Below are 18,858 nucleotides of genomic sequence, written 5' to 3'. Positions count from 1 at the left end.
CCCCTGCCCTCTATTGCTCCCCAGCCCACGGTTCATGCCTGCCTGCCGCGCCTCCAAGGCGGCTGGCAGGCTTGCGTGCAAGCTGCCATGCTGGCAGTTGTCATCTCGTTGTCATATAAGCGGGTTGTAATCGTCATCGACTTGTCATTCTGGCGCGTGCGCCGACTGCTGCATGGGATCTAGCGATGAGCTCCAAGACCGTACTGATTGTCGACGATGAATCCTCGATTCGCGAGATGATCGCCGTTGCCCTCGAAATGGCGGATTACCGCGTGCTGGAGGCAGACAATGCCCAGGACGCCCACGCCATCGTCGTCGATGAAAAGCCCGATCTGCTGTTGCTGGACTGGATGATGCCGGGCACCAGTGGCCTGGAGCTCGCGCGGCGTCTCAAGCGTGACGAGACCACCTCGGAGCTGCCGATCATCCTGTTGACCGCCAAGGGCGAGGAAGACAACAAGATTCAAGGCCTGGAAGCCGGTGCCGACGACTACATCACCAAGCCCTTCTCGCCGCGCGAGCTGGTCGCCCGTCTCAAGGCCGTGCTGCGTCGCACCACTCCCAAGGGGGTCGAGGAGGCGGTGGAAGTCGAAGGCCTGATGCTCGACCCGGCCAGCCACCGCGTCACCGCCCACGGCAACTCGCTGGATGTCGGCCCGACCGAATATCGCCTGCTGCAGTTCTTCATGACGCATCAGGAGCGTGCCTACACGCGCAGCCAGCTGCTCGACCAGGTATGGGGCGGCAACGTCTATGTCGAGGAGCGCACCGTGGACGTGCACATCCGTCGCCTGCGCAAGGCGCTGGGCACAGGCCATCAGCATCTGATCCAGACCGTCCGCGGCACCGGTTACCGCTTCAGCGCTCAGGCCTGAGGGATTCATGCGCTATTGGACCAACGAGCTATGGCGCCTCGGCTACCTTGCCGGTGGCTTCGGCCTGATCGGTGGCCTGCTGGGCCATCTGGGCTGGGGCCTGGCGCTGGGTCTTTCGCTGTATCTGTTCGTCCATCTCAAGCACTTGAAGAGCCTCTACACCTGGCTGATCACCAATCCCCATGAAGAGCCGCCGCCCGGCGATGGCGTCTGGGGAGACCTGCTCGATCGTCTCTACCGCTACCAGAAGGGCCAGCGTCAGGCTCAGGAGCGACTGCGCAGCATCCTCAACCGTATCCAGGAATCCTCCGAGGCCATGCGCGACGGCCTGGTGATGCTGGACAACCACGGTGACATGGAATGGTGGAACAGCGCTGCCGAGCAGCTGGTCGGTCTCAAGGCCAGCCACGACCGCGGCCAGCACATCACCAACTATCTGCGTGACCCCGTCTTCATCGACTACTTCAATCGGCTGGCCTACCGCGAGCCGCTGACACTCCAGTCGCCGCTGTCTGACAACCTGACGCTGCAGATCTCCATCACCCTGTTCGGTGACAACGAGCGTCTGGTCATGCTGCGTGACGTCACCCGCCTCTATCGCCTGGAAGAGATGCGCCGCGACTTCGTGGCCAATGTCTCCCATGAGCTGCGCACGCCGCTGACGGTACTGGCCGGCTATCTCGAGACCTACTCCGATTACGCCGATGACCTGCCACCGCGCTGGCAGCGTGGACTGGGCCAGATGCAGAGCCAGACCGACCGCATGCAGCACCTGGTCGAAGACCTGCTGACCCTGTCACGCCTGGAAACCGACGAACTGTCCGACAACGGTCGCTGCATCGACATGAGTGCCCTGCTCGGCCATATCCGCGATGACGCCGAAGGCCTGTCCCAGGGGCGCCACACCTTCTCCATCGAGGCCGATGCCAGCCTGTCACTGCGCGGTGAGGAGCAGGAACTGCGCAGCGCGATCTCGAATCTGGTCTTCAATGCGGTGCGCTACACCCCCGAAGACTGCCATATCACCCTGCGCTGGAAGGCGGATGACCAGGGCCTGCTGGTCGAGGTGGAAGATGATGGGGATGGCATCGACCCGGTGCACCTGCCGCGCCTGACCGAGCGCTTCTACCGCATCGACAAGGGCCGCAGCACCGCCACGGGAGGCACCGGCCTCGGGCTTGCCATCGTCAAGCATGTGCTGATTCGCCATCAGGGCCATCTGGAGATCGACAGCCACCCCGGCGAGGGTGCGCGCTTCCGCTGTCACTTCCCCGACGAGCGCGCCTGTCAGGCGAGCGCTCCCCAGGCCAGCAGTGCGCTAGCCCAGTGATGGGCTGAATCAGTGATGATCTGACCCGGACGCCAGCCCAACGCAGAACGCCCCGCAGCCACCTCGACAGGAGGCGACTGCGGGGCGTTTCGTTTGGTCAATCAGACGACGCTGCGGCTATTTCAGCGACGTGCCAACCTAGCGACGAGTCAGCTCAGCGACAAGCCAACCTAGCGACGAGTCAGCTCAGCGACAAGCCAGCTCAGCGACAAGCCAGCTCAGCGACAAGCCAGCTCAGCGACAAGCCAGCTCAGCGACAAGCCAGCTCTGCGACAGGCTGTCTCAACGACGCGGTGCCGGCAACTGACGGTAGTGGCTTTGCCACATCAGTACCGCCCCGGCGACGGCGCCCGGGATGAACAGCAGATTGGCCAGCGGCACCAGCGTCATGACGAACACCGCGGCGCCGAAGGTCAGTGAGGGCCACCAGCGCGCCTTGAGGCGCTGCTTCATGTCACCGAAGCTGACCTGATGGTTGTCCATCGGGTAGTCGAGATACTGGATCGACATGCTCCAGGCCGAGAACAGTCCCCACAACAGCGGCGAGAGCAGGTTCAGGCCCGGGATGAAGCCGATGATGAACAGCGCGATCATGCGCGGGATGAAGTAGCCCAGCTTGGCCATTTCACGCCCCAGCGAGTCGACGCCGATCTTCATCAGGCCACGGTCATCGTCGATCAGGGTGCCATCCAGACGATGCTCGACCTTCTCGGCCAGAATGCCGTAGAAGGGCGCGGCGATCAGATTGGTCACCAGGCTGAAGGTGAAGAACACCACCAGCAACAGACTCACCACCAGCACCGGCCAGATCAACCAGCTGAGCCAGTCCAGCCACGCCGGTACCTTGAGCATCCAGTAATCGATCCAGCCACCGAACTGGTTGAACAATACCCACAGCGTGATGCTGTAGAGCACCAGGTTGATCGCCAGCGGTACGAATACGAAGCGGCGCAGCCCGGGGGTATAGACCATGCGGGTCCCGCGGACCAGCGCCGATACGGCATCAATCATGCGACGTCCTCGTCATCTCAAAAGAACCGGCCAGCCAGCGGGCTGACCGGAGCCACACCCTAGCACTCCCGCCTGCGCGGCGCAGCTGTCGGCCGCCTGACACCGCTCGCGCTCCCACGACGCAATCGCCCCGCGGCCTGCCGGTGGGCAGGTGCGGGGCGAAAGAGGCGACACAGGGGCAGGGAAGCGCGTCAGCTCACTTCTTGTCCAGGTCCTGCGGCTTCAGGTCATGGGTATCGGTGTGACGCACGTCCACGCCCTTGACCAGGAAGATGACGTACTCGGCCAGGTTGTCGGCGTGGTCACCGATGCGCTCCAGCGCACGCAGAATCCACATCACGTTGAGCACCGGCGTAATCTGGCGCGCGTCTTCCATCATGAAGGTCATCAGCGAGCGCATCGCGCTCTGATATTCCAGATCCACCGAGGCATCTTCACGCAGCACCTTGAGGGCAAGGTCGGTATCGAAGCGCGCGAAAGCCGTCAGGGAGTCACGCACCATGCTGCGCACGTGCTGGCTGAGGTGACGCACCTCGACCATGCCGCGCGGGCTCTGGCCGTTCTCGACCAGCGAGATGGCGTTGCGTGCGATCTTGCTCGATTCATCACCGATACGCTCGAGATCGGAGGTGGCGCGGATGACGGCCAGCACCAGGCGCAGGTCAGAGGCCGCCGGCTGACGGCGGGCCAGCACCCGGGTGCACTCGTCATCGATCTTGAGCTGCATGTCGTTGACAGCCTTGTCGTTGTCGCGCACCCGCGTGGCGGTTTCACTGTCGCCTTCCAGCAATGCCGTGACGGCATCCTGCAGCTGCTTCTCTACCAGTCCGCCCATGGCCAGCAGGTGTGTCTTCAGTGCATCCAGCTCGTGATTGAACTGCTCTGAGATATGCTTGCCGTGCGAATCGCTGGTGATATCCATTTCCCTCTCCCGGAAAGTCGCCCACCGAGTCAGGGGGCGTGACATGAATGACGTGACAAGTATGGCCCACTACTGACTGACACAGCGGGCTCCCCCTCAGCATGCCGACACTTGATTGCAGTTATGTTTCACCCATGGCGCAAAGGCGCTATCTGGCCGCCATCGTCAGCAATATCAGGGCGAAAAGGCTACCTGACTGCACGTTCGCGCCTGAGCGCGCTAACCGAAACGCCCCGTGATGTAGTCTTCCGTCTGGCGGCGCCGCGGGTTGGTGAACAGCTGATCCGTCGGGGCGAATTCCACCAGGCGGCCCTCATGCAGGAAGGCGGTATCGTCTGAGACCCGCGCGGCCTGCTGCATGTTGTGCGTGACGATGATCAGCGTCAGGCGCGAGCGCAGCGAACGGATCAGCTCCTCGATCTTGAGCGTCGAGATGGGGTCCAGCGCCGAGGCTGGCTCATCCAGCAGCAGCACCTCCGGCTCGACCGCCAGCGTCCGCGCAATCACCAGCCGCTGTTGCTGGCCACCCGAGAGCCCCAGCGCGCTGTCGTGCAGGCGGTCCTTCACTTCTTCCCAGAGCGCCGCGGAGCGCAGGCAGGATTCGACCTTGTCATCGAGGTGGCGCTTGTCATTCTCGCCGACCAGCCGCAGCCCGAAGGCCACGTTCTCGTAGACCGACATCGGAAAGGGGTTGGGCGTCTGGAAGACCATGCCGATCCGGCGGCGCAGCATCGGCACGTCCACGCCGCGCGCATGAATGTCCTCGCCCTCGAGCAGTACCTTGCCGGAAAGACGTGACTGTTCGTCGAGATCGGTCATGCGATTGAAGGTACGCAACAGACTCGACTTGCCGCAGCCGGAAGGGCCGATGAAGGCCGTCACGCGCTTGCGTGTGATCTGCAGGCTGACGTCCTCCAGGGCGCGGCGCGTCTGGCTCTCCTTGCCGACACGCGCCTGATAATCGAGGCTCAGGTGGCGGGTTTCCAGGCAGATGTCTTCTGCAGGCCGCGCAGGCGTCTCCTGAAGAAACAACTGGGGCTTGGGCTGTTCAGAGTCACGCCTCATTCGGTGGCTCCCTTGTAACGTTGTGCCAGCATGTGACGCAGGCGAATGGCACTCAGATTGAGGCATAGAATCACGACCACCAGCACCAGCGCGGTCGCGTAGACCAGCGGCCGACTGCTGAAGGCGTCGCTGCTCTGGAAGGCCAGATCATAGACCTGATGCCCCAGATGCATGAATTTGCGGTCCAGATGCAGCCACGGGAAGCTGTCATCCAGCGGCAGGTCCGGGGCCAGCTTGACCACCCCGACCAGCATCAGCGGCGCGACTTCACCCGCCGCACGCGCCACGGCCAGAATCAGCCCCGTCATCAGCGCCGGCGAGGCCGCCGGAATCACCACGCGCTTGAGCGTTTCCAGACGTGTCGCCCCCAGCGCCAGCGCGCCTTCGCGCAGACGACGCGGCACGCGCGCCAGCCCCTCTTCCGTGGCGACGATCACCACCGGCAAGGTCAGCAGGGCCAGCGTCAGCGAGGCCCACAGAATGCCGCCGGTCCCGAAGGTCGGCGTCGGCAGTCGCTCGGAATAGAACAGCTCATCGATTCCGGCGCCCAGTCCATAGACGAAGAAACCGAGACCGAACACGCCGTAGACGATGGAGGGCACCCCGGCCAGGTTGCGCAGCGCGATGCGCGTCAGGCGCGTCAGGCGCCCCTGATGGGCCACCTCGTGCAGATAGAGTGCCGCCATCACGCCGAAGGGCATCACCATGATCGACATCAGCACCACCATCAGCACGGTGCCGAAGATGGCGGGCCAGACGCCACCGAAGCCCTCGGTGGGCGCGCCGGCCACGAAGTCACGGAAACGCTTGAACGTCATCATCAGCCGGCCGCTGAAGCCCATCGCATTGGGCCGCCAGGCATTGCGGATATCATCGAGCGCGATGCGGCCTTCGTAGCCGCCATTGCCACCCAGCAGCAACTGACCGCCCGCCAGCGCATCCCGCAGGGCACTCAGTTGACCTTCACGCTCGATGAAGGCGCTACGCACCTCCTCCAACTCCTCCAACTCCTCCAACTCCTCCAACTCCTCCTGCATCTCCTGCTCGAGCTCAGCATCCTCATGAGTCTGCGCCGCGTCACCGCCAGCAGTGGCGCTGCGCCGGGATGCCAGAGACTGCTGCAGCGCCTGATAGCGACTACTCAAGGCTTCACTGTCCAGGCGTAGCGCCTGCAGCTGGCGGCGCTCGCTCTCGATCATCTTCAGGCGGGCAAACAGTGGCTCGGCGTCCTCGGACAAGGGCCGGGCAGGCCCGTCGCCGACATCGGGCGTGTGGTCCATCTCCCCCGTCATCGGGTCACTCAGCGCCCGTGGCATGCCGTAGAGAGTGCGCCCGTCGCGCATTTCCAGCATCAGCGCCTGGCTGGGGAAGGTCATCCTGTCGAGCAGCGTCTCCGGCAGCCACTGCCAGCTGGCCGCGGCCCCGTCACGCGAGGATGTCTGCAGCAACCACCATTGCTGGCGAGCATCATCCCCCTCGCCCGAGGCGACACGACGCATCTCCTCGTGCATCAGCTCGCCGAGCAGATGGCGATTGTCGGCCGCCGGCTCACCGCGCGTGGTGGTCAGGGCCGTGGGACTCTGGCCCGGCTGCGCCGTCAGCTCCACCTCGACCAGCCGTGAGGGCCAGAAATGACTGAAGGAGCCCACCACCAGCAGGCTGAGCAGGCCCAGCACCAGCACCAGCGAGACACTGACCGCCATGGCATTCAGCCAGCCCCACGGGCCGCCGTCGCGCCAATAGCGCTGCAGGCGCCCGACCAGCGGCTCGCGCGGGCGCAGCAGTGAGGAGCTGGCGCGATTGGTGTCAGGGTGACTCATCCCCAGCTCCCCTGATTGGGTGGCGTGAAGCGCTGTCGCAGCACTTCCGCCAGCGTATTGACCACGAAGGTGAAGACGAACAATGCCAGGGCAGCGAGGAACAGCAAGCGGTAGTGGCTGCTGCCGACCTCGGCCTCCGGCAGCTCGATGGCCAGGGTCGCGGCCAGTGAACGCAGGCCCTCGAACAGGCTGGCATCCACCAGCGGCGTATTGCCGGCCACCATCAGCACGATCATCGTCTCACCGACAGCGCGCCCCATGCCGATCATCATCGCCGAGAACAGCCCGACGGCGGCGGCAGGCAGGATGACGCGACGCAGGCTCTGCCATGGCGTCGCGCCAAGTGCCGCCGAGCCGGCGGCCAGACCGCGCGGCACCGACGAGAGAGCATCCTCGCTGAGCGTGAACAGGGTCGGCATCACCGCCAGCCCCAGTGCCATGCCGGTCACCAGGGTATTGCGCTGGGCGTAATCGATGCCGTAGTGGCTGAACAGCCACTGGCGGAGGTCGCCGTCGAACCACCACTGCTCGACCTGGCCGGCGATGGTCACATCCAGCCACAGCAGCACGAACAGCAGCGGCAACAACCCGAAGGCCGCCATGTTTTCCGGCAGCAGATTGCGCCATACGCGCGGCGACAGGGTCCACAGGAAGCCGGCCACCATGGTGCCCAGCGGAATCAGGACCAGCCCCAGCAACACCGCCATCAGCTCACGCTCGACGAAGGGCGCGACCACCAGGGCGGCGATGAAGCCGATCACCACGGTCGGCAGCGCCTCCATCATCTCCAGCAGCGGCTTGATACGGGAACGCTGGCGCGGCGCCATGAAGCAGGCGACATGGATGGCACAGCCCAGCCCCAACGGCACGGCAAACAGCAGCCCGACCAGCGCCGCCTTGAGCGTGCCCCACATGATGGGCACCAGCGACAGACGGGGTTCGTGGGTACCGGTGCTCTCCAGCTGCCAGATCCACTCCGGCGCTGCGCGTCCCTCATACCAGACCTTGCCGAAGATGGCGTCGAGCCCGACGGCCTGATGCGGATCGTGTATCGCAAGCCCCGCATAGGCCTTGCCGAGCGCTCCCAGCGGCGCATCCTGAGCGAGCTGGCCGGGCAGCCTCGCCTCCCGGGCCGCCGATGCCAGCAAGCGGCGGTCATCATCGTCAAATTCCAGCGCCACGCCAGCCGCGACCCGGGCGGCATCCAGCCAGTCCAGTACCTGACGGCGACGCTCGCTGGTGGCCAGATAGAGGCCAAGGCGGCCGTTGGCATCCAGCGCGGCAAAGCCGAGGCTGTGATGGGCGGCAGCCATCGTCACCACCGGCGCCGACAGGCCACTGTCAAAGACGCCAGCCTTGACCAGCGGCTGCGCGTGCGCCGGCAACAGGTAATGGCTCAGGCCACCTCCGGCGTCCCCGACGATCAGGCTTCTGCCGCCACGCAGGACGCTGATCGCGGTGATCGCCGGCGATGACGCGGAGGCAGAAGAGCTCATAGCGTGATGTGCCAGCTTGCGCGCCAGCGGCTTGGTCCCGGTGGAGGCCTCGCTCAGTTGCCACTGGGTGAAGCCATCGCGGTCAGCGGTGACCAGCAGACGCCCCTGCTGCGAAGACAGCCTGGCCGTGCCCGGCAACCACTGCTGCTGCCACTCGGAATGGGGAGTCTGGCTTGCTGCATCGTCATCCAGCGCGTCGGCGGAGGCGTGTGGAGATGACAAGGCCAGACGCGCCAGCCACAGGCCATCGCCATCCTCGAACGGAATGCGCAGCCAAAGCTGGTCACGGCTGAGCACCAGGCTTGCCTGGCGACGCTCAAGCCCTGCGGGAACCTCGATGGCACTGCCGCGCAGGCGCACGCCAGTGGCGGACTGCTGAACCACCTGCAGGCGCTCATCCGCGAGCCAGACACCCGCCAGCGGCGAGGTGCGCGAATCCGCCGTCGAATCATCACTGGCCAGCACGGGAGGCAGCCCGTCACGCGCGGCAAGCGGCATGTCAGGCAAGGCGCTCAGCCAGTCAGGATCGGCCAGCCAGTCAAGGTCGGTCTGCGCGGCCGGCTTCTGCTGGTCGCTCACTTGCTGTTCGAGCGCCTGCTGAGGAAGCGACGTGACGCTGGCGGGCTTGAGCAGTGGCCACGACACGCTGACCAGATAGGCCAGCATCACGACGACGATGACCATCACGCCCAGCCCGGCCGCTGTCAGCCACAGACTGGCAAGACGGTCATGCCGCAGGCGACGACGCTGCATTCGGGAGGCATCAACTGCCGACATGAAATATCACCACGAAAGGATTCGCGCCCTGGAGTGTCGACTCCGCAGACGCATGAAGCGGGTATGGCACCGAGATTATGTCCAAGTGATGACAGAGAGATGACAAAGGCGAATCAAAGGGCATCCACATCCTCCAGCCCCAATTGCTGACGCCAGTGCAGCAGCTGCTTTTCCGGCAGTGGCACATAGCCACCGCGCAGGATGGCCTGCTGGCCCTGGCGCGACATGATCAATGACAGGAAGGCCTGCTCCAGCGCCGGGAGCGGCTCGTCCGGCACGCGATTGACGTAGATGTACAGCGCGCGGGTCAGCGGATAACGGCCATCGCGAATGCTGGCCCGGCTCGGGAAGACGGCGTGGCCACCCGCCTCACGGCTGACTGACAACTGCTTCACCAGCGGCGAAGAGGTGCTGAAGCTGGCATAGCCGATGCCATTGGGCGAGGAGCCCACTGCACCGATGATGGAGGCCGAGCCCGGCTGTTCGCTGACATCGAGGCGGAAGTCGCCATCGCACAGCGCGATACGGCGGAAGGCGCCGTAGGTGCCCGAGGTGGCACTGCGCCCGAAGCGCGTGATCTGGCGGTCATTCCACTCATCACTCAGCCCGAGCTGGCCCCAGCGATTGGCCGCCTGGCCACCACAGTTGTGCGTGGCGGAGAAGATGGCATCCAGCTGCGCGATGCTGATCTCCTCCAGCGGATTGCTGCGATGCACGATGATGCCCATCGCATCCAGCGCCACGGGCACACCAAGCGGCGGATAGCCGAATTCACGCGTGAAGTCCTGACGCTCCTGATCGCTCATCGGACGCGACATCAGGCCGATGCGAGTGGTGCCGGCGATCAATGCCGGCGGCGCCGTCGAGGAGCCCGCGGCCTGCAGCTGCACGCGCACCCCCGGATGATAGCGGCGAAGCTGGGCAGCCCAGCGTGTCACCAGCACCGACAGGGTATCGGAGCCCACCGCCGTCAGGTTGCCCACCACCCCGGACACCGGGCGATATTCGGGCACCTTGTCGGCCAGCGCCGGAGCCGAGAGCGTCGAGAGCCCCAGCAGGCAGGCAAGCGACATCAGCCGCAGCGACGGCAGCCCTGAGCGCAGGCGGGGCGCGCAGGAGGAGGGCACATATGAGGAGGACGCGGATGACCCGCGACGCGACGCGAACACGGCGCGAAAGCCTGAACGGACAAGCGTCCCGACGGAAACTGACATGGCGACTTCCCACCAGAGAATGAACAAGATGACGATGCGACACGGAGCTGGCCACTGCTTGCCACGCCCGTGGTGACGGGCATGCGACGGTGGATCAAGGCGGCCCGTGCAGCATGGCGAAAGACAGCGAGTATCCGTCATTGCTGCGTTGAGGAACGATACTCCATGCTGCAGCGCAAAAAATCTCCTGACAGTCCCTTGTCAGTGAGGACAGTGCTTTGTCCGCCGGAGTAGGATACAGGAGATGATGAAGCCGCTGCGGCTCATCCGCCATGGTCTGCGTCGCGCTGATGCTATCGATGGCACCCGGTGACTTTCTTCGGCGATTGCCGAAGTCCCCTGTATAAGGCCCCCTGTGCAAGGCAGTGCCCTGTACAAAGAAGTGCCCTGTGCAAGGCAGCGCCCTGCGCCAAAAGACGCACCTTTTCAGACGCAAGGGTGCAGAAATGAAATGACCATTTTATAACAACAAGATAGCGAGTCATGACATGCAAGCTCTGGATGATATCCCGACGCCGAACGGCACACTGACGCTCAAATTGATCGCCCAGCGCCAGGACACCAATCTCTATGGCGACATCAGCGGCGGCTGGCTGATGCACCGCATGGACGAGGCCTGTGAGCTGGCCGCCGGGCGCGTCGCCCACGGTCGCACTGCCACCGTGGCCGTCGAAGGCCTCGATTTCCTGTCGCCGGTGCGTATCGGCTCGGTGGTCAATATCTTCACTCAGGTGGCTGAGGTCGGGCGCAGTTCGATCAGGCTCGCCGTCGAGGTCTGGATCCGCCCGCCGCAGGAGCGCAATCAACACGCGCTGACCAAGGTGACCGAAGCCTGCTACGTGATGGTGGCACTCGATGACAATGGCCGCATCCGTGCCGTACCGGAGCAGGCCAGCACCGCCATCATCGAGGAGCAGGACTGATCCTGAGCAGGACTGAGCCTGGCGCCTCGCCTCTCTTCCTGTCAGTCACACGCCAAGAAAAAGCCGCCCTCAGGGGCGGCTTTTTCGTCAACAATCAGTCACGCACTCAGACACGCACTCAGACACGCACTCAGACAGTCCGGCAGACAGTCCGGCAGGCAGTCCGAAAGAGACTCACTCAGGCTTCGCCCAGCACCCGACCACGCGCATCCAGATAGGCTTGCTCACCGATACGCGACCAGGGGGCGACCTGCTGCTGGAAGGCGCGGTAGGACTCATAGACGCGCCTGGCGTCCTCGTCCTTGGCAATGAACTCGTCCAGCACCTCATTGGAGGCATCGAACAGCGCCGCATAGACGTCCTGAGGGAATTCACGCAGCTCAACACCGTGCTCCTCGACCAGCGAGGTCAGCGCGGTGGCGTTGCGCAGCGCGAATTCATCCACCATGGCGTGATTGGCGATTCTGGCCGCCTGGATCACCACCTGCTGCAGGTCTTCCGGCAGTGCCTGCCAGGCCTCGAGATTGACGGTGCCTTCGAGGATGGCGGAAGGCTCGTTCCAGGCCGGCGAGTAGTAATACTTGGCCACCTGATGCAGGCCGAAGGCCAGATCATTGTAGGGGCCGACCCAGTCGGTGGCATCGATCACGCCGGTTTCCATCGCGGTGAAGATCTCGCTGCCCGGCAGATTGACCGCACTGGCGCCGATGCGATTCATCACTTCGCCCGCCAGCCCCGGCAGGCGGATCTTCAGACCCTTCATGTCCTCGAGACTGTTCACTTCCTTGTTGAACCAGCCGGCCATCTGGGTGCCGGTGTTGCCCACCGCCAGCGGCTTGAGGTTGTGGCGCGAGTAGATCTCGTCCCACAGCTTCATGCCATCGCCGTGATACAGCCAGGCGTTGGTCTCGGTGGTGTTCATGCCGAAGGGCACGGCGGTGAAGAACTGGGCCGCGGGCACCTTGCCCTTCCAGTAGTAGGAGGCCGAGTGGCCCATCTGGGCGGTACCGGAGGACACGGCATCGAAGACTTCCAGCGCCGGCACCATCTCGCCGGCACCATAGACCTTGACCTGCAGGCGACCACCGGAGAGCTGACCGATCAGGCTGGCGAATTCATTGGCACCGGTGCCCAGTGCCGGGAAGTTCTTCGGCCAGGAGGTGACCATCTTCCAGTGGATGGTCTCGCCCTCGGCGGCATTGGCGGTGGACACGAAAGGCGCGGCGGCGAGACCGGCAGCACCGGCCCCCAGGGCAGAGAGAAAACGGCGGCGTTGCATGGGACTTTCCTTGTTCGAGTTGTGGGCAATGCATGACGCGGCATCAAGACAGCAGATTGTCTGCCACTATGCCGCGACCCATGGATGGCCCACAACTGCACCAAGGCCGTAATGGCGAACGAATACCGCGCCCGCTGCGCCGCTTTCACTTCTTGCCAGCGCCTGCTGTCAGCGCCTCTTGGCTGCGTCTGCCATCAATGCAGGATCAGCTCAGCACTTCCAGCTTGGCAAAGCCCAACACCAGCCACTTGTCGCCTTCGCCCTCGAAGCTGATCTGCACGCGCGCTCGCTCGCCCTGGCCTTCGGCATTGATGACCACGCCTTCCCCGAACAGCGGATGCCGCACCAGGCTGCCGAGCGATAGTGCCGGCATGTCGCCATTGGCCTCGACACTCTCCTGACGCGGGCCGGACGGACGGCGATTCGGCGTGGCGCGCTGGGTCGAGACCGGACGCGAGACCTGGCCACGCAGACGCACCTCTTCCATCAGCTCTTCCGGCAGCTCACGCAGGAAGCGCGACGGCCGCTGGAAGGTCTCCTTGCCATGCATGCGACGCAGCTCGGCGTAGGTCAGGTAGAGGCGCTGCATGGCGCGGGTGACACCGACGTAGCACAGGCGACGCTCTTCCTCGAGACGCCCCGGCTCTTCCAGCGACATCTTGTGCGGGAACAGCCCCTCCTCGACCCCGGCGACGAATACCACCGGGAATTCGAGCCCCTTGGCGGAGTGCAGCGTCATCATCTGCACGCATTCCTCGCCTTCGGCGGCTTCGTGATCGCCGGCATCCAGCGCGGCTTCGGCGAGGAAGGGCTCCAGCGCCTCGGCCCCTTCGCTGGGAGCTTCCGGGTCCATGCGCTCGCCCTGACTGAAGGCGCGGCAGGCGTTGACCAGCTCCGAGAGGTTCTCGAGTCGTGCCTGGCCCTTCTCGCCCTTCTCGGCGGCGTGATGCTCACGCAGGCCGGAGACGTGGATGACGTGCTCGACCAGCTCATGCAGCGCCATGCCGGCGGTGTCGTTGTCGAGGCCATCGATGATGTCGGCGAAGGCACGCACGGCGGTGGCGGCGCGTCCCTTGAGGGCGCCATCGGAGACCGCATCGCTCATTGCCTGCCACATGGTCAGGTTGCCGTAGCGTGCGCGCTCGCGCAACTGCTCGACGGTGCGCATGCCGATGCCACGCGCCGGCACGTTGATCACGCGCTCCAGGGCGGCATCGTCCTCGCGGTTGTTCATCAGGCGCAGATAGGCGAGCGCGTTCTTGATCTCGAGACGCTCGTAGAAGCGCTGGCCGCCATAGATGCGATACGGCATGCCCTGGCGGATCAGCGTCTCCTCCAGCACGCGTGACTGGGCGTTGGAGCGATACAGGATCGCGATCTCGTCGCGGCTGTAGCCATGCTCGTTGACCAGCTCACGGATGGTATCGGCGATGTAGCGCGACTCGTCGATGTCATTGAAGCCGGCGTAGACACGAATGCGCTCGCCGCGACCACTGTCGGTCCACAGCTCCTTGCCCATGCGCCCGCCGTTGTGGCTGATCAGGGCGTTGGCGGCCTCCAGAATGGCGCTGGAGGAGCGGTAGTTCTGTTCCAGACGCACCACGCGGGTGTTGGCGAATTCCTCGGTGAAACGCTGGATGTTCTCGACCCGCGCGCCACGCCAGCCGTAGATGGACTGGTCATCATCGCCGACCACGGTCATGCACTCGCGATCACCGGCCAGCAGCTTCAGCCAGGCGTACTGCAGGGTGTTGGTATCCTGGAACTCGTCGACCAGCAGGTGGGCGAAGCGCTCGCGGTAATGCGCCAGCAGGTGCGGCGTATCGCGCAGCAGCTCCAGCGAGCGCAGCAGCAGCTCACCGAAATCGACCAGGCCGCCGCGTTCACAGGCGAGCTGATAGAGCTCATACATCTCGACCATCTTGCCCATGTAGGCATCGCCATGGGTCTGCACCTGATGGGCGCGCAGACCTTCCTCCTTGCAGCCGGCGATGAAGTACTGGACCTGCTTGGGCGGCCAGCGCTCGTCATCGACGTTGTGCTCCTTGAGCAGTCGCTTGACCATGCGCAGCTGGTCATCGCTGTCGATGATCTGGAAGTGCTCGGGCAGGCGCGCCTCCTGCCAGTGGGTGCGCAGCAGACGGTGACTGATGGAGTGGAAGGTGCCGACCCACATGTGGCGCAGGCTGCTGCCATTGAGCGCCTCGAGACGCGTGCGCATCTCCCGCGAGGCCTTGTTGGTGAAGGTCACCGACAGGATGGCGTAGGGCGAGAACTGGTATTGGTCCATCAACCAGGCGATGCGGTGAACCAGCACGCGGGTCTTGCCGGAACCGGCCCCCGCCAGTACCAGCATGTTGCCCGGCGGCGCGGACACGGCCTCACGCTGATGCGTGTTGAGGTGATCGAGGAGGGGCGATTCGGACATGCAGGGCTCACCACAGGGCAGAGGAGTCGAGGAGCGGAGCAGCGTGAGATTCGCTGCCCCTGTTCAGGCATCCACCTTATCACAGCGGCCTGCCCTGCTCTTCCCCGCGCCGGCCTTCCTTGCACATACGTACCTTGCACTTGCCTTCAAGACAGATGATGCCCGGGCGGTGCTCAGTGGGTATCGAAGTCGTGGTCGTCGATGCGCAGGGTGGCGAGGCTCTTCTTGACCGCCTCCAGCTGCTCCTTGAGCTTGGGTCCGCGCGCCTTGGCGACACCGACCGCCAGCGTATCGACGATCACCAGGTGCGCGATACGCGAGCTCATCGGGGTGTAGATCTCGGTGTCTTCATGCACATCGATATGCAGCGGCAGCGTGACTTCATCCGCCAGTGGCGAACCACTCGGGCACAGCCCGATGACGGTCGCGCCGGCGTCCCGCGCCAGACGCACGCTGGCGATCAGTGCCTTGGTGCGGCCGGTCTGGGAGATGGCCACCACCACGTCGCGCGGCCCCAGCGTCACCGCTGACATGTTCTGCATGTGCGGGTCGGTGTAGGCGGCGGTGGAAATCTGCAGGCGGAAGAACTTGTGCTGGGCATCGTGAGCCACGGCGCCCGAGGCACCATAGCCGTAGAACTCGACCCGGCTGGCGGAGGCCAACGAGTGGATGGCGCGCGCGACGGCTTCGGCGTCCAGGCGGTCACGCACCGACAGCAGGGTGCCGATGGTGGAATCGAACAGCGAGTGCGAGAACTCGGCCACGCTGTCGGAGTCATTCATGGAGAACTGGGCGAACTGGGTGCCGGTGGCGAGGCGTTGCGCCAGCTGCAGCTTGAAATCCTGGAAGCCGGCAAAGCCCATTGCCCGACAGAAACGCACGACCGTCGGCTCACTGACCGATGACTCGCTGGCCAGATCGACGATCCGCATGTGAATCACTTCCTCCGGATGGCGAAGGACATAGCGTGCGACCTTTTGTTCAGAGCGGCGGAAATTCTCCATCCGGCTCCTCAGGTCGTCGAAGATGGCATGGCTCACGGCACACTCCTTGCAGACTTCATGGGCATGCCTGAGCTTACGTCATCCCCCCAGGGGTGTCGCCTGCACAGGCAGGCGATAGTCACAATTTTGTCAAGTGAGCTATAGTAAAACGGTGTGGCGCCAGTGAAAGCCCACATCCTTTGGATGCCATGGAGGTCGAATCATGCGTAATTCAGAGCAGGTAGATACGCTCAAGAAAGAGCTTCTCGATATTTTCATGACTCTCGGTGCCGACGAACATCAGGCCCGCAAGAAACAAAGCGCAGTCCGCCATCTCCGCGCCCGTCGTGGAATAGAATTGCACAACGAAATCAAGCGCCTAAGCGAGGATTTAAGCGACATCGAAGTGCTGGAAATGGATACTGAAAGCGATATCGATACCCACTGATTCCAGGCGGGGAGGCGATACGCTCCCCGCCGATCAGTGATGTTTTCACGCTCTGATCCGCCAGGGTTCGGGCTCCATGCGACACCTTCCACCATCTCTTTCGAGCATGGTCGTACCCCCCTCTCGCGCAATTTCAGCACCACCACCCCTGACTGAAGTGCCTTCTGCGCTGTCATGCCCGGTGTCATGCTCATCAAACCCGAAATATTCGTTTTTTCTCACCTCATTTTCCGCCCCACCGCTCTTCTTCTGTTTGTCACATTTCTCCTCTATCGCGTGTCGCCATCATCCTTGATGCACCATTTCAGTGCGTATCCGCCGCCATGCGCCTCTCAATACCTGAAACCGGGCTCACGCCTGAAGGCGACTTTTCCTCTCGGAAAGGATGAATCTTCTACGTCAAACGAATGACAGACGACGGCCACGCAGCGCAGCGCTACCCAGCCATGACGCCTGCCAGGCAAGCTCGCGACCGGGTTGAGATTCTCCAGGCTCAGAAACAGGAAAGGCCCGCCGGGTGGCGGGCCTTTCGCATTGCCTGCCATGACAGGCCTGAGACAAGTCATGGCAAGTGTTTCACGAGATCTCTCTATATCTCTCGAGATCTCACTAGACCTACAGGCTGGACGCGAACACCACGACCACACCGATCGGGGCGATATAGCGCGCCACGAAGCTCCACAGCGAGAAGGCCGAGTCGCTCATGTTGAGCTGGCTGCGCACCTCGTCACGGCCCATGAACCAGCCGACGAAGACGATGGTCGCCAGACCGGTCAGCGGCAGCATCAGCTTGCTGGTCGCGTAGTCGAGCAGGTCGAAGATGGTCATGCCTTCGAACTTGGCGAACATGCCCAGCGGCGCCACGTCACTCCACAGGTTGAAGGACAGGATGGTGGCGATGCCCAGCAGCCAGGTGGCGATACCCGCGACCCAGGCCGAGCCGACGCGCGACATCGGCGTCTTCTCTTCGAGCCATTCGACGATGGGCTCCAGCAGCGAGATGCCCGAGGTCCAGGCCGCGAATACCAGCAGCACGAAGAACACCACGCCGAAGACTTCACCGCCCGGCATGTGACCGAAGGCCAGCGGCAGGGTCTGGAAGATCAGGCCCGGGCCCGCGGCGGCGTCAAGGCCGTTGGAGAACACCACCGGGAAGATGGCCAGACCGGCCAGCAGGGCGATGACGGTATCCAGCACCACCACGACCAGCGCGGTACGCCCGATATTGACGTCATCGGACAGGTAGGAGCCGTAGGCCATCATGATGCCCATGCCCAGTGACAGGGTGAAGAAGGCATGCCCCATGGCCGCCAGCACGCCATCCTTGTCGAGCTTGGAGAAGTCCGGCGTCAGCAGCCAGGCAGCGGCATCAGCGAAGCCATCGGTGGTGGCGGCGTAGCCGACCAGCACGATCAACATCACCGCCAGCAGCGGCATCAGGATCTTGGCGGCACGCTCAAGGCCACCGGCGACCCCGCCGGCCACGACCAGGATCACCATCAGCATGAAGGCACTGTGCCAGGCCAGCAGTGTGGTCGGGTCCCCCAGCAGACCGCCGAACAGGCTACCGGCCGTGTCAGAGGTCAGGGTTTCGAAACTGCCACTGGCCGCGTCGGCGATGAAGGCCAGCGCCCAGCCACCGATGACGCTGTAGAAGGACAGGATCAGGTAGGCGCCGAGCACGCCGGCCACCCCGATCAAGACCCAGGCGGGACTGCGTTTGAGCCGGGCACTGATGTGACTCATGGTCGAGATGGGGTTCTTCTGCCCCAGACGACCCAGCAGCCATTCCGACATCAGGATCGGCAGACCGATCAGCAGGATGCAGATCAGATAGACGAGGACGAAGGCACCGCCGCCGCTCTCACCTGTCATGTAGGGGAATTTCCAGATATTGCCCAGACCGACGGAAGAACCGACGGCAGCCAGGGTAAAGGCCAGGCGAGAAGACCACTGTGCGTGGGAATGCGGTTTGGATGACATGTGAATCCCTGATTCGTCGCGAGGGTGCCAGTCGCTGGTAGCGACTTCGGGCACCTTGTTGTGCTTGTTGCATCATGCTGCCAATGCGGACGGATCATCCGTGGCCAACACGATGGCGTCGCAGGATCACTGCTGTGGTGCTCCCGGCATTCACGCTGACCGGGTAGGTCGTGGGGAATGACAGGCAAGTGCCGATAGGCACGCCGGAACGGGCAGACTGCCCATCTCCGGTAAATATCGCCGCGGTAACGGCAACATGTGGCTAAAGCTACTCGATTGAGGGGCCATCTGCCAGCAAGCCACC

The 18,858-nt window shown here is 63.9% G+C and carries 14 protein-coding genes; 4 read left to right on the top strand and 10 right to left on the bottom strand.

Annotated features, from left to right (window positions below; genetic code table 11):
• The first annotated feature begins 185 nt into the window (after nucleotides 1–185).
• The gene (gene phoB / locus QD280_RS08300) at nucleotides 186–875 is read left to right on the top strand and encodes a phosphate regulon transcriptional regulator PhoB (RefSeq protein ID WP_043331741.1); all 690 of its coding nucleotides are present in this window, start codon (nucleotides 186–188) and stop codon (nucleotides 873–875) included.
• Nucleotides 876–882: 7 nt separating this feature from the next.
• Nucleotides 883–2,205, top strand: coding sequence for a phosphate regulon sensor histidine kinase PhoR (gene phoR, locus QD280_RS08295; protein ID WP_043331740.1), 1,323 nt, complete (start codon nucleotides 883–885; stop codon nucleotides 2,203–2,205).
• A 282-nt stretch (nucleotides 2,206–2,487) separates the two neighbouring features.
• Here phoR and cysZ read toward each other — a convergent pair whose 3' ends face one another.
• From cysZ to QD280_RS08265, 6 genes are all read right to left on the bottom strand, one after another.
• On the bottom strand, nucleotides 2,488–3,216 hold the full coding sequence (gene cysZ, locus QD280_RS08290; RefSeq protein ID WP_107335789.1) for a sulfate transporter CysZ: 729 nt from the start codon (nucleotides 3,214–3,216) through the stop codon (nucleotides 2,488–2,490).
• A 196-nt stretch (nucleotides 3,217–3,412) separates the two neighbouring features.
• Nucleotides 3,413–4,138 (bottom strand): phosphate signaling complex protein PhoU, encoded by a 726-nt coding sequence (gene phoU / locus QD280_RS08285; RefSeq protein WP_043331737.1) that lies wholly within the window; start codon nucleotides 4,136–4,138, stop codon nucleotides 3,413–3,415.
• A gap of 219 nt (nucleotides 4,139–4,357) precedes the next feature.
• A complete protein-coding gene (pstB, locus tag QD280_RS08280) occupies nucleotides 4,358–5,203 on the bottom strand; it encodes a phosphate ABC transporter ATP-binding protein PstB (protein WP_279838898.1) in 846 nt (281 codons plus the stop codon).
• Complete coding sequence (gene pstA / locus QD280_RS08275; RefSeq protein ID WP_279838897.1) at nucleotides 5,200–7,023, bottom strand: phosphate ABC transporter permease PstA; 1,824 nt, start codon at nucleotides 7,021–7,023, stop codon at nucleotides 5,200–5,202. Before pstA ends, pstB begins: the two co-directional genes overlap by 4 nt.
• Nucleotides 7,020–9,296: an ABC transporter permease subunit gene (locus QD280_RS08270; RefSeq protein WP_279838895.1), complete on the bottom strand. Its 2,277-nt coding sequence runs from the start codon at nucleotides 9,294–9,296 to the stop codon at nucleotides 7,020–7,022. Before QD280_RS08270 ends, pstA begins: the two co-directional genes overlap by 4 nt.
• Nucleotides 9,297–9,409: 113 nt before the next feature.
• Nucleotides 9,410–10,510, bottom strand: coding sequence for a phosphate ABC transporter substrate-binding protein (locus tag QD280_RS08265; RefSeq protein WP_279838893.1), 1,101 nt, complete (start codon nucleotides 10,508–10,510; stop codon nucleotides 9,410–9,412).
• A 488-nt stretch (nucleotides 10,511–10,998) separates the two neighbouring features.
• On the opposite strand from QD280_RS08265, the gene QD280_RS08260 reads away from it, so the two are divergent.
• Nucleotides 10,999–11,433: an acyl-CoA thioesterase gene (locus QD280_RS08260; RefSeq protein WP_054556356.1), complete on the top strand. Its 435-nt coding sequence runs from the start codon at nucleotides 10,999–11,001 to the stop codon at nucleotides 11,431–11,433.
• Between the two features lie 178 nt (nucleotides 11,434–11,611).
• Here QD280_RS08260 and QD280_RS08255 read toward each other — a convergent pair whose 3' ends face one another.
• From QD280_RS08255 to hexR, 3 genes are all read right to left on the bottom strand, one after another.
• A complete protein-coding gene (locus QD280_RS08255; protein ID WP_043331733.1) occupies nucleotides 11,612–12,712 on the bottom strand; it encodes a TRAP transporter substrate-binding protein in 1,101 nt (366 codons plus the stop codon).
• Nucleotides 12,713–12,917: 205 nt separating this feature from the next.
• Nucleotides 12,918–15,140, bottom strand: a complete 2,223-nt coding sequence (uvrD, locus tag QD280_RS08250) for a DNA helicase II (protein ID WP_043331731.1) — start codon at nucleotides 15,138–15,140, stop codon at nucleotides 12,918–12,920.
• Nucleotides 15,141–15,313: 173 nt separating this feature from the next.
• Entirely contained in the window at nucleotides 15,314–16,180 is an 867-nt protein-coding gene (hexR, locus tag QD280_RS08245; protein ID WP_043331730.1) for a transcriptional regulator HexR, read from the bottom strand.
• A 166-nt stretch (nucleotides 16,181–16,346) separates the two neighbouring features.
• On the opposite strand from hexR, the gene QD280_RS08240 reads away from it, so the two are divergent.
• Nucleotides 16,347–16,571, top strand: coding sequence for a hypothetical protein (locus QD280_RS08240; protein WP_043331728.1), 225 nt, complete (start codon nucleotides 16,347–16,349; stop codon nucleotides 16,569–16,571).
• Between the two features lie 615 nt (nucleotides 16,572–17,186).
• On the opposite strand, the gene QD280_RS08235 is transcribed toward QD280_RS08240, so the two are convergent.
• A complete protein-coding gene (locus QD280_RS08235) occupies nucleotides 17,187–18,554 on the bottom strand; it encodes a sodium-dependent transporter (protein ID WP_043331727.1) in 1,368 nt (455 codons plus the stop codon).
• Nucleotides 18,555–18,858 lie beyond the last annotated feature (304 nt).

Origin of the sequence: Cobetia sp. 1AS1 (genome assembly GCF_029846435.1) — a bacterium.
GTDB classification, from domain to species: domain Bacteria; phylum Pseudomonadota; class Gammaproteobacteria; order Pseudomonadales; family Halomonadaceae; genus Cobetia; species Cobetia amphilecti.
This window is presented reverse-complemented; position numbering and strand designations above follow the sequence as displayed.

Excerpts from the sequence above, each read along its gene's own strand:
- phoB (WP_043331741.1), top strand. The coding sequence starts at position 186 with ATGAGCTCCAAGACCGTACTGATTGTCGACGATGAATCCTCGATTCGC.
- phoR (WP_043331740.1), top strand. The coding sequence starts at position 883 with ATGCGCTATTGGACCAACGAGCTATGGCGCCTCGGCTACCTTGCCGGT.
- cysZ (WP_107335789.1), bottom strand. The coding sequence starts at position 3,216 with ATGATTGATGCCGTATCGGCGCTGGTCCGCGGGACCCGCATGGTCTAT.
- phoU (WP_043331737.1), bottom strand. The coding sequence starts at position 4,138 with ATGGATATCACCAGCGATTCGCACGGCAAGCATATCTCAGAGCAGTTC.
- pstB (WP_279838898.1), bottom strand. The coding sequence starts at position 5,203 with ATGAGGCGTGACTCTGAACAGCCCAAGCCCCAGTTGTTTCTTCAGGAG.
- pstA (WP_279838897.1), bottom strand. The coding sequence starts at position 7,023 with ATGAGTCACCCTGACACCAATCGCGCCAGCTCCTCACTGCTGCGCCCG.
- QD280_RS08270 (WP_279838895.1), bottom strand. The coding sequence starts at position 9,296 with ATGTCGGCAGTTGATGCCTCCCGAATGCAGCGTCGTCGCCTGCGGCAT.
- QD280_RS08265 (WP_279838893.1), bottom strand. The coding sequence starts at position 10,510 with ATGTCAGTTTCCGTCGGGACGCTTGTCCGTTCAGGCTTTCGCGCCGTG.
- QD280_RS08260 (WP_054556356.1), top strand. The coding sequence starts at position 10,999 with ATGCAAGCTCTGGATGATATCCCGACGCCGAACGGCACACTGACGCTC.
- QD280_RS08255 (WP_043331733.1), bottom strand. The coding sequence starts at position 12,712 with ATGCAACGCCGCCGTTTTCTCTCTGCCCTGGGGGCCGGTGCTGCCGGT.
- uvrD (WP_043331731.1), bottom strand. The coding sequence starts at position 15,140 with ATGTCCGAATCGCCCCTCCTCGATCACCTCAACACGCATCAGCGTGAG.
- QD280_RS08240 (WP_043331728.1), top strand. The coding sequence starts at position 16,347 with ATGCGTAATTCAGAGCAGGTAGATACGCTCAAGAAAGAGCTTCTCGAT.
- QD280_RS08235 (WP_043331727.1), bottom strand. The coding sequence starts at position 18,554 with ATGTCATCCAAACCGCATTCCCACGCACAGTGGTCTTCTCGCCTGGCC.